The sequence below is a fragment of the Streptomyces sp. NPDC051909 genome (assembly GCF_040681095.1).
Lineage (GTDB): Bacteria > Actinomycetota > Actinomycetes > Streptomycetales > Streptomycetaceae > Streptomyces.
This window is the reverse complement of sequence record NZ_JBFAYA010000015.1, coordinates 209,711-219,554: the sequence shown is the minus strand read 5'-3', so window position 1 is coordinate 219,554 and position 9,844 is coordinate 209,711. Positions and strand designations below refer to the sequence as shown.

13 protein-coding genes are annotated in these 9,844 nt (G+C 70.3%); 8 read left to right on the top strand and 5 right to left on the bottom strand.

Annotated features, from left to right (window positions below; genetic code table 11):
* Positions 1-171: 171 nt before the first annotated feature.
* Together AB0M18_RS24365 and sigJ are read right to left on the bottom strand one after the other, a co-directional pair.
* Positions 172-585, bottom strand: a complete 414-nt coding sequence (locus tag AB0M18_RS24365; RefSeq protein WP_365761375.1) for a VOC family protein — start codon at positions 583-585, stop codon at positions 172-174.
* A gap of 298 nt (positions 586-883) precedes the next feature.
* A complete protein-coding gene (gene sigJ / locus AB0M18_RS24360; protein WP_365761373.1) occupies positions 884-1,795 on the bottom strand; it encodes an RNA polymerase sigma factor SigJ in 912 nt (303 codons plus the stop codon).
* An 82-nt stretch (positions 1,796-1,877) separates the two neighbouring features.
* On the opposite strand from sigJ, the gene AB0M18_RS24355 reads away from it, so the two are divergent.
* Together AB0M18_RS24355 and AB0M18_RS24350 are read left to right on the top strand one after the other, a co-directional pair.
* Complete coding sequence (locus tag AB0M18_RS24355) at positions 1,878-2,303, top strand: hypothetical protein (RefSeq protein ID WP_365761371.1); 426 nt, start codon at positions 1,878-1,880, stop codon at positions 2,301-2,303.
* 10 nt (positions 2,304-2,313) lie between these two features.
* Positions 2,314-3,273: a DMT family transporter gene (locus AB0M18_RS24350; protein WP_365761369.1), complete on the top strand. Its 960-nt coding sequence runs from the start codon at positions 2,314-2,316 to the stop codon at positions 3,271-3,273.
* Here AB0M18_RS24350 and AB0M18_RS24345 read toward each other — a convergent pair.
* On the bottom strand, positions 3,161-4,060 hold the full coding sequence (locus AB0M18_RS24345) for a LysR family transcriptional regulator (RefSeq protein ID WP_365761367.1): 900 nt from the start codon (positions 4,058-4,060) through the stop codon (positions 3,161-3,163). The genes AB0M18_RS24350 and AB0M18_RS24345 overlap by 113 nt on opposite strands.
* Position 4,061: 1 nt before the next feature.
* Positions 4,062-4,448: a PLD nuclease N-terminal domain-containing protein gene (locus tag AB0M18_RS24340; protein WP_365761365.1), complete on the bottom strand. Its 387-nt coding sequence runs from the start codon at positions 4,446-4,448 to the stop codon at positions 4,062-4,064.
* Between the two features lie 90 nt (positions 4,449-4,538).
* On the opposite strand from AB0M18_RS24340, the gene AB0M18_RS24335 reads away from it, so the two are divergent.
* The 4 genes from AB0M18_RS24335 (at position 4,539) to AB0M18_RS24320 (ending at position 7,914) form a co-directional block, all read left to right on the top strand.
* Entirely contained in the window at positions 4,539-5,990 is a 1,452-nt protein-coding gene (locus tag AB0M18_RS24335; RefSeq protein ID WP_365761363.1) for a menaquinone biosynthesis decarboxylase, read from the top strand.
* On the top strand, positions 5,987-6,895 hold the full coding sequence (gene mqnP / locus AB0M18_RS24330) for a menaquinone biosynthesis prenyltransferase MqnP (protein ID WP_365761361.1): 909 nt from the start codon (positions 5,987-5,989) through the stop codon (positions 6,893-6,895). The genes AB0M18_RS24335 and mqnP overlap by 4 nt, the downstream gene beginning before the upstream one ends.
* Before the next feature lie 119 nt (positions 6,896-7,014).
* Positions 7,015-7,194 carry a type II toxin-antitoxin system RelE/ParE family toxin gene (locus AB0M18_RS24325; protein ID WP_365761401.1) on the top strand — a complete coding sequence of 60 codons (180 nt, stop codon included), beginning with the start codon at positions 7,015-7,017 and terminating at the stop codon, positions 7,192-7,194.
* A 39-nt stretch (positions 7,195-7,233) separates the two neighbouring features.
* Positions 7,234-7,914: a UbiX family flavin prenyltransferase gene (locus tag AB0M18_RS24320; RefSeq protein WP_365761359.1), complete on the top strand. Its 681-nt coding sequence runs from the start codon at positions 7,234-7,236 to the stop codon at positions 7,912-7,914.
* A gap of 4 nt (positions 7,915-7,918) precedes the next feature.
* Here AB0M18_RS24320 and AB0M18_RS24315 read toward each other — a convergent pair whose 3' ends face one another.
* Positions 7,919-8,047: a hypothetical protein gene (locus AB0M18_RS24315; RefSeq protein WP_365761407.1), complete on the bottom strand. Its 129-nt coding sequence runs from the start codon at positions 8,045-8,047 to the stop codon at positions 7,919-7,921.
* A gap of 125 nt (positions 8,048-8,172) precedes the next feature.
* On the opposite strand from AB0M18_RS24315, the gene AB0M18_RS24310 reads away from it, so the two are divergent.
* Both AB0M18_RS24310 and mqnE read left to right on the top strand, forming a co-directional pair.
* Positions 8,173-8,628: an Lrp/AsnC family transcriptional regulator gene (locus tag AB0M18_RS24310; protein ID WP_265866400.1), complete on the top strand. Its 456-nt coding sequence runs from the start codon at positions 8,173-8,175 to the stop codon at positions 8,626-8,628.
* A 47-nt stretch (positions 8,629-8,675) separates the two neighbouring features.
* Complete coding sequence (gene mqnE, locus AB0M18_RS24305; RefSeq protein WP_365761356.1) at positions 8,676-9,839, top strand: aminofutalosine synthase MqnE; 1,164 nt, start codon at positions 8,676-8,678, stop codon at positions 9,837-9,839.
* Positions 9,840-9,844: the final 5 nt, after the last annotated feature.

Genomic DNA, 9,844 nt, shown 5'->3' with positions numbered 1-9,844 from the left:
GCAGGCCATCGCGCAGCGACGCGACCGAAGGGAGCGCCCTTGAGGCGGTGGTGGAGGGGGCCACACTCGGAGAGAGGGCGGCCACACCAGAAGCCCGCAAGGCCCACCACCCCCAGGACCCGGGCGGTCACGTGCTGGGCCTGAGCGCACGGGCAAAGGCCTGCGCGGCGCCTACTGGTCGCGCTTGGGCCAGACCGGGCCCTGGTCGGTCCAGATGACGCCCTTGTTGCGGCAGAGGCAGAAGGGGTGACCGATGGGGTCGACGTAGACGCGGAAGCCGTAGCCGTCGGGGCCGATGCAGTCCCGCATCAGGGTCGCGCCGAGGGCCAGGACGCGGCGCTGTTCGGTCTCGATGTCGTCGACCTCGAAGTCGAGGTGGAACTGCTTGGGGTGCTCGCTGTCGGGCCACTGCGGGGCGCGGTAGTCCTCCACCTGGATGAAGGCGAGCTCGATGTCTCCGAACCGGATGCCGGCCCAGTGCTCGTTGCTGTCCTTCTTGACCGGGAGCCCCGTCACCTCGGCGTAGAAGGCTGCCAGCTTCATCGTGTCCGGGCAGTCGATGATGAAGTCCGTGAGTCGTAGCATCCGGCGATCTTGCCACAAGGGCATCAGCGTCCTGATCTCCGGCGCCGGCGTCGGCGGCCCCACCCTGGCCTGCTGGCTGAACCGGCACCCTGCCCGCCCTGCCGCAGGGCGGGCCACCGCTCCACGCGGGCGAGCTCGCCGCCGCGCCAGGCGACCACCGCGCCGCGTTTGCCGCGTACGAAAGGGAGTTGCGCGACTTCGTCGCCCTCAACCAGGACTTCGCACTGATCAGGCGACTACGAGGACTACGCGGTGTCTCCTCGATGACTCCCGCTGAGCCGACCGGACCGGACCGGCCTCATGCCCCGGCGTCCTCCCCCGGGCCGCCGGGCTGCCAGAGGCCCAGCTTCTCCGGGTTGCGGACGGCCCAGATGCGGGTGACGCGGTCGCCCGCGGTCTCGAAGGCGGCGACCGTGACCGTGGTGCCGGTGTGTTGGGCGACCAGGCCGGGGGTGCCGTTGACGGTGCGTTCGAGGAGGGTGAGGCCGGGGGCCTTGGCGGCGATGAAGAGGAGGTAGTCGGCGATGCGGGTGGCGCCTTCGAGGGGGCGGAGCACCGCGCCGACGAGGCCGCCGCCGTCGGCGACCAGGGTGGCGTCCGGGGCCAGCAGGGAGACCAGGGCGTCGATGTCCTTGGCCTCCCAGGCCCGTTTGAAGGCGCGCACCAGGCCGGCCGGGGCGGTGGCCGGGGCCGCGGCCGGTGAGGGCGCAGGGGTGCGGAGCCGGCGGCGGGCCGAGGCGGCGAGCTGGCGGCAGGCGGCCGGGGTGCGGCCGACCATCGCGGCGATCTCGGCGAAGGGGTAGCGGAAGACGTCGTGGAGGACGAAGGCGACCCGCTCGGCCGGGGTCATCGACTCCAGGACCACCAGGAACGCCATGTTCACCGACTCGTCCAGGGTGATCCGGTCCGCCGGGTCGTCGGCCCACTCGGTGCGGTCGGGCAGCGGCTCGGGTATCCACTCGCCGACGTAGCGCTCCCGCCGCGCCCGCGCCGAGCCCAGCTGGTCCAGGCAGACCCGGGTGGCGACCGTGGTGAGCCACGCGCCCGGGTTCCCGACCGCGTCCTGCCGCTCGCGCGACAGCCCGTACCAACGCGCGTACGTCTCCTGCACCGCGTCCTCGGCCTCCGCCACCGAACCCAGCAGCCGGTAGGCCAGGTTGATCAGATGGCGTCGCTCGCCGACGACCTCGGTCGATCCGTCCACACCCATGTCCCCCGCCTCACATTTCGCGGTGCCGTCTCGTCGGGGATACGGAACACCCTCCCGGAGGCCCAGCGAAAAGGAATTCGTCATGAGCGAAAGCAGCACCGGCAGAACCCGTCTCTTCACCCGCGTCGCCGTCGGGCTCCAGACCCTCACCCTCTTCTTCCAGGCCACGACCGCCGGGCTGCTCCTCTCCACCTCCTACGGCGAGACCCTCCACAGCGTCGGCGCCCGGGTCATGTACGGGGCGACGATGCTGTACGTGCTCGCCGCCGTCCTCGCCTGGAAGCCCGGCGGCGGCCCGGCCCGCCCGGTCCTGTACTCCACCGGGTTCCTCGTGCTCGCCTCGGTGCAGGTGATCCTCGGCATCGCCCACCAGCCCGCCGCACACGTCCCGCTCGGGGTCCTCATGTTCGGCCTGAGCGTCCTCGACCTGGGGCGATCGGTGGCCCCGATGACCCGATCGGCAGGACGCCCCACTGGCTCGTGGACCGGGCAGGAGGCCCGTTCGTAACGTCGTCGGCATGAGAAACGAGACCAGCGCGAACCAGGCCAGGGGAACCCTCGAACTGACCGCCGCCATGGTGCTCTCCGGCACCCTCGGCATCTTCGTCGTCGAGTCGGGGGCCTCCCCCTTCACCGTCGTCTTCTTCCGGTGCCTCTTCGGGGCCCTCGCCCTCGGCCTCTACAGCCTGGCCCGCGGCTTCTTCACCGGCCACGGGTTCACCCCGCGGAAGCTCGGGCTCGCGGCGCTCGGCGGCGCGCTCATCGTCTTCAACTGGGTGTTCCTCTTCGAGGCGTACGAGGCCACCTCGATCTCCTTCGCCACCGTCGTCTACCACACCCAGCCGTTCTTCCTGGTGGTCCTCGGCGCGGCCGTCCTACGGGAGCGGATCAGCGCGGCGAAGCTCGGCTGGCTCGCCGTCGCCTTCGCCGGACTCGTCCTCGTCTCCGGCGTCCGGCCCGGCGACACCGCCTCCCTCACGGGCCTCGGTCTCGCCCTCGCCGCCGCCGTGCTCTACGCCCTGTCGACGATCGTGACCAAGCGGATCAGCGGCGTACGCCCCCACCTCGTCGCCCTCGTGCAGGTCACCACTGGCATCCCGCTGCTCCTGCCCTTCGCCGACTTCGGCGAGGCCGCCCGGCTCGGGGCGGGATGGGGCTGGCTCGTCGGCCTCGGGATCATCCACACCGGGGTGATGTACGTGCTGATGTACGCGGCGTACGCCAAGCTGCCCACGGCCAAGATCGCCGTACTCGCCTTCACCTACCCCGCCGTCGCGATGCTCGCCGACTGGCTCGTGTACGGGCACCACATCGGGCTCGTCCAGGCGCTCGGCGTCCCGCTGATCGTCCTGGCCAGCCTCAAGGTCACCCTCGCGAAGACCTCGGCGACTCCTCGGACACCAGCCGCCGCGCCTGCTCCACGAACAGCCGGACGTGCTCCGGAAGCCGCTTCCCCCGCCGCCACGCGATCTGCGTGAAGAGGGTGAAGGGCGGCTGCCAGTCGAGGGCCACCAGCGCCCCGGACGCCAGTTCCGCGGAGACGGCGATCCGGGGCAGCAGTGCGATCCCGAGCCCCGCCGCCACGCCCCGCTTGCTGGCCTCGATCGTGCCGTACTCGGTGAACACCGGCCCGTACGGCTTCAGTTCGGCCTCGAACAGATCCCGGTAGGCGCAGCCGGGCTCCGTGCCCACGAGCGCGGCACCCGCGACCTCCCCGGCCGAGAGCCCGGTCCGCCCGGCCAGCGGGTGGCGCGGCGAGGCCACCAGGACCAGCGGCTCCTCGGTGAGGACCTCGCTGTCCAGGCCCTCGTGCTCCGTCTCCCGCTCCATCAGCAGACCGAGGTCGTACGTGCCCTCGCGCAGCGCCTGCCGGGTCGCGTCCCCGAGCGTGGGGCGCAGGGCGAGCCGGACGCCCGGGTAGCGGTGGTGGAAGAGTTCGAGGAGCGGCGGCAGCCGGTAGGAGGTGAGGGACTCCATGGTGCCGACGGCGATCGTGCCGGCCGGTTCGCCGTCGCCGGTGACGGCGGTGCGGGCCTCGTCGGCGAGGGCGATGATCTGCCGGGCGTACGGCAGCAGCCGCTCACCGGCCTCGGTGAGCCGGATCCGGGAGCCGAGCCGCTCGAAGAGCTCGACGCCGAGCGAGGTCTCCAGGGCGCGGATCTGGCCGGTCACGCTGGACTGCGCGTACGCGAGCTCGGTCGCCGCCCGGGTGAAGGACCCCAGCACGGCGACCTTCTCGAAGGTGACCAGGAGCCGTAGCTCCACGTCAGGACTCGCCGTCCTCGCCCCGCTCGCGCTTCTTCAGCTCCTCCTCGCGGCGGCGCAGGTCCGCCTCCCAGTCCTTGAGGAGCGACTCGTCCTTCTTGTTCTCCTCGCGGAGCGACTTCAGGAACTCGGGGTTGTCGTCCGGGGCGACCCACTCGTGGCGGTGGTTGGCGTGCCACTCGCTCGGCGTGCGGCCGCCGGCCGGGGCGCGGCGCAGCTTGCCGGCCGCGAACCAGACGATCGGTCCGACGATCCAGAACAGCAGGATGATGATGACCCAGACGACCTTGGGGAGGTGCTTGACCTCGTCCTCGGGGGTGTTGAGGCAGTCGATCAGCGAGTAGATGACCAGCGCCAGCGGCAGGATGAACATCAACGCCCTGAGCATGTGGGACAGCCCCCTGGAAGCAACGGCGGGCAGCGGTTTCGGCGGCCCCGGTGACGCGCCCAGCCTAGCCGGTGACCGATACTGACCCCTATGGCTTACGACGATCTCCGCTCGCTGCTCCGGGCGCTGGAGCGCGAAGGCGACCTCAAGCGCATCAAGGCCGAAGTCGACCCGTACCTGGAGGTCGGGGAGATCGTGGACCGGGTGAACAAGGCGGGAGGCCCGGCGCTCCTCTTCGAGAACGTCAAGGGCTCCGCCATGCCGCTCGCGATGAACGTCTTCGGGACGGACCGCCGGCTGCTCAAGGCGCTCGGCCTGAAGTCGTACGAGGAGATCAGCGAGAAGATCGGCGGGCTGCTCAAGCCGGAGCTGCCGCACGGCTTCGTCGGGGTCCGCGAGGCCTTCGGCAAGCTGGGCTCGATGGTCCACGTGCCCCCGAAGAAGGTCAAGGAGGCTCCTGTCCAGGAGGTCGTGCTCACCGGCGACGACGTCGACCTCGACACGCTGCCGGCCCTCTTCACCTGGCCGAAGGACGGCGGCTCCTTCTTCAACCTGGGCCTGACGCACACCAAGCACCCGGAGACCGGGGTGCGCAATCTGGGCCTCTACCGCCTCCAGCGGCACGACAGGCGCACCATCGGCATGCACTGGCAGATCCACAAGGACAGCCGCAACCACTACGCGGTCGCCGCCGAGCGCGGCGAGCGGCTGCCGGTCGCGATCGCCTTCGGCTGCCCGCCGGCCGTCACGTACGCGTCCACGGCGCCGCTGCCGGGTGACATCGACGAGTACCTCTTCGCCGGTTTCGTGCAGGGCAAGCGGATCGAGATGGTCGACTGCAAGACCGTCCCGCTTCAGGTCCCGGCGCAGGCGGAGGTCGTGATCGAGGGCTGGCTGGAGCCCGGCGAGATGCTGCCGGAGGGCCCGTTCGGCGACCACACCGGCTTCTACACCCCCCAGGAGCCGTTCCCGGCCCTGAAGATCGACTGCGTCACGATGCGGAGGCGTCCGCTGCTCCAGTCGATCGTGGTCGGCCGGCCGCCGACCGAGGACGGCCCGCTCGGCCGGGCGACGGAGCGGTTCTTCCTGCCGCTGCTCAAGATCATCGTGCCGGACATCGTGGACTACCACCTGCCGGAGTCCGGCGGCTTCCACAACTGCGCGATCGTCTCGATCGACAAGAAGTACCCGAAGCACGCGCAGAAGGTCATGCACGCCATCTGGGGCGCGCACATGATGTCGCTGACCAAGCTGATCATCGTGGTCGACAAGGACTGCGACGTGCACGACCTGCACGAGGTGTCCTGGCGGGCCCTCGGCAACACCGACTACGCCCGGGATCTGACGGTGGTGGAAGGGCCGGTGGACCACCTGGACCACGCCTCCTACCAGCAGTTCTGGGGCGGCAAGGCGGGCATCGACGCCACGAGGAAGCTGCCCGAGGAGGGCTACACCCGGGACGGCGGCTGGCCGGACATGGTCGAGTCCGACCCGGCGACGGCGGCTCTGGTGGACCGCCGCTGGAAGGAGTACGGGCTGTGACCACCGCCGCCGTGCCCGGCGCCCAGCCGGGCCGTACGAAGGCGTTCCTGCGCCTCGTGATGATCGAGCACTCGGTCTTCGCGCTGCCCTTCGCGTACATCGCCTCGCTCACCGCGATGTTCCAGCTCGACCGGCGGATCCACTGGTGGACGCTGTTCCTGGTGACGGTCTGCATGGTGGGTCTGCGGACCTTCGCCATGGCGTGCAATCGGATCATCGACCGCGAGATCGACGCCCGCAATCCGCGGACGGCGAACCGCGAGCTGGTGACGGGCGCGGTGTCGGTGCGGTCCGCGTGGACCGGCGCCGGGGTGGCCGTGGTCGTGTTCCTGGGCGCGGCGGCGCTGCTCAACCCGCTGTGCCTGGCGCTCGCGCCGCTCGCCGTGATCCCGATGGTGGTCTATCCGTACGGGAAGCGGTTCACCAACTTCCCGCACGCGATCCTCGGTCTCGCCCAGTCCATCGGCCCGATCGGCGCCTGGCTGGCGGTGACGGGGGAGTGGTCCTGGGACGCGGTGATCCTCGGCCTCGCGGTCGGCATCTGGATCGGCGGCTTCGACCTGATCTTCGCCTGCCAGGACGTCCAGGCGGACCGCGCGCAGGGCGTCATGTCGGTCCCGGCCCGCTTCGGCGTCCCGGCCGCGCTGTGGGGTGCGCGGGCGTCGGCGGTCGTGACCACGGGCCTGCTGGTCTGGTACGCGCTCGCCACGGACGCGGGCGTGTCCTTCTGGGCCGGTCTGGTGATCGTGGCGGCGGCGTTCTGCTACGAGCACTCCATCGTGAAGCCGCACGACCTGTCCCGCCTGAACCGGGCGTTCTTCACCGTCAACGGCTTCATCGGCATCGCGCTCTTCGGGTGCGCGCTGCTGGATCTTCTGGTGCGCGGCCTGTCGGTCTGGGCCTGACCGTCCGACTCTGAAGCCGAGTCGTACAGGCCTGCAGGTGTGTACCGTTTCTTTAGGGAGACCTATCCGCTCGTAGAAGCCCGTAACCAGCTGGGGCAACTGGTGGGCGGGGTGCCGCCATTCGCTCCCTCGCGGACGAGCCGAGGCTCTCCCTCGCGGACGAGCCGAGGCCCGAGGAGGCACGCGCACTCGGTGGCTCCGGCTACTACCGGCCGCCGGTGGGGGACTGGCGCGTGCTGTACCGCCCGGACGACGAGACGGTCACCGTGTACGTGGTCAAGGTCGGCCGGGTGGCCTGAGCGCGCCGGGCACGTACCCCGCCGGATAGGCTCGGCGGCGTGGAGCCGAACAACAGCAAGCAGCGTCGTCCCTGGGTGGTCGGGGTGTCGGGGGCGTCGGGGACGCCCTATGCCGCCGCCGTGCTGCGGGGGCTGCTCGCGGCGGGGGAGAGCGTCGATCTGGTGGTCTCGCGGGCCTCGCGGCTGACGCTGCTCGACGAGACAGGGATCGCGTTCCGGGACGCGCACTGGCGCGAGGACCTGGCGGCCTGGCTGGCGCGGGGCGCCGACGGGAAGCCGGACACCTTCGACGCCGATGTGAGCGGTGTGCGGTACTGGCCGGCCGGTGACCTGGCCGCCGGGCCGTCCTCGGGCTCGTACCCCGTGAAGGGGATGCTGGTGGTGCCGGCGTCGACGGCCGCGGTGGCGGGGATCGCGCTCGGTCTGTCGAAGGACCTGCTGCAGCGGGTGGCGAGCGTGACGCTCAAGGAGCGGCGGCCGCTGGTGGTCGTCGTGCGGGAGACGCCGCTGAACGGGCAGACCCTCAAGCACATGGTGGCGCTGGACGAGGCGGGCGCCGTGGTGCTGCCCGCCTCTCCGGCGTTCTATACGGGGGCGACGCACATCCAGGACCTCGTGGACTTCGTCGCCGGGCGGGTGCTCGACGCGGCAGGGGTGCCGCACGGGCTGTACCGCCGTTGGGAGGGAGAGCTCGGTGGTGCCGCCTCCCGTCCCGACTAGGGCACTAGCGCTTCTTGGCGGCGGCGCGCTTCTTCGCACCGCGCTTCGAGGCGGACGGCTGGTGGGCACGCGAGCGGTTGGCCAGGTCCTGCAGCTCGCGCATACGGGCGTAGGCCATCTCGATCGTGTACACGGTGAACACCACTCCTGAAAGATCGTCTTTGATCCACTGAAAGATTCACAGGGTGTCGGCCCCTGTGTACCTTAGATTCTATACCTAAACTCGCGGTACCGCTGGACAATGGAAGGTTTTTCCCTATGGACGCCGTGGACAGGCAGCTCATCCAGGCCCTGCGCGAGAACGGCCGCGCCTCGTACGCCGAACTCGGCCGGCTCGTGGGGCTCTCCGGCCCCTCCGTGACCGACCGCATCAACCGCCTGGAGGCCGCCGGTGTCATCACCGGCTACCGCGCCACCGTCGACGCGGCCTCCCTCGGCCTCGGCGTCACGGCGCTCATCGGCATCTCGCTCTCCGACGCCGCCGACCACGAGGACGTGGCCCGCCGCCTGAAGGACCTGGCCGAGATCGAGGACTGCTGGTTCATCGCCGGCGACGACTCCTTCATGCTCAAGGTCCGCGCCAGCGACGTCGACGGCCTGGAGAAGACGATCCGCCGCCTCTCCGGCACCAAGGGCGTCTCCCGCACCCGCACCACGATCGTGCTCTCCACCAAGTGGGAGAACCGGGTCGGAGATCTGCCGGAAGAGGTCTGAGAGTACGGTTGGCAGGCCTGGTTTCGGAGAAAAGGGAGGCGGCCGTGATGGACGTCGGGCTCAAGCGTGAGCTGGAGCAGAAGGTCCTCGCCGGCGAGCGGCTGAGCCGTGAGGACGGCATCGCCCTGTACGAGTCGGACGACCTCGCCTGGCTCGGTGGCCTCGCCCACGAGGTGCGGACGCGGAAGAACGGCGACGTCGTTCACTTCAACGTCAACCGGCATCTCAACATGACGAACGTCTGCACCGCCTCCTGCGCCTACTGCTCCTTCCAGCGCAAGCCGGGCGAGAAGGACGCGTACACCATGCGCATCGAGGAGGCCGTGCGCCTCGCGAAGGCGATGGAGAACGAGAACCTCACCGAGCTCCACATCGTCAACGGGCTGCACCCCAACCTGCCCTGGCGCTACTACCCGCGCTCGCTCTCCGAGCTGAAGAAGGCGCTGCCGAACGTCTCCCTCAAGGCCTTCACCGCCACCGAGATCCACCACTTCGAGACCATCTCGGGCCTCTCGGCCTCGGAGATCCTCGACGAGCTGATCGAGGCCGGTCTGGAGTCCCTGACCGGCGGCGGCGCCGAGATCTTCGACTGGGAGGTCCGGCAGCACATCGTGGACCACGACACCCACTGGGAGGACTGGTCCCGGATCCACCGGCTCGCGCACGAGAAGGGTCTGAAGACCCCTTCGACCATGCTCTACGGGCACATCGAGGAGCCGCGCCACCGCGTGGACCACGTGCTGCGGCTGCGCGAGCTCCAGGACGAGACCGGCGGCTTCCAGGTCTTCATCCCGCTGCGCTACCAGCACGACTTCGTCGACATGCAGGACGGCAAGGTCCGCAACAGGCTCCAGGCGCGCACCACGATGGCGACCGGCGCCGAGGCCCTGAAGACCTTCGCGGTCTCCCGGCTGCTCTTCGACAACGTCCCGCACGTCAAGGTCTTCTGGGTCATGCACGGCGTGCAGACCGCCCAGCTGGCGCTCCAGCACGGCGCGGACGACATGGACGGCTCGGTCGTCGAGTACAAGATCACGCACGACGCCGACAACTACGGCACCCCGAACAAGCTGACCCGCGAAGACCTCCTGGAGCTGATCCAGGACGCCGGCTTCCGGCCGGTCGAGCGCAACACGCGCTACGAGGTCATCCGCGAGTACCCGGGCCCGGACGCGGCGCGCCGCGAGTCGCCGCAGCCGATGCGCCTCTGACGCTC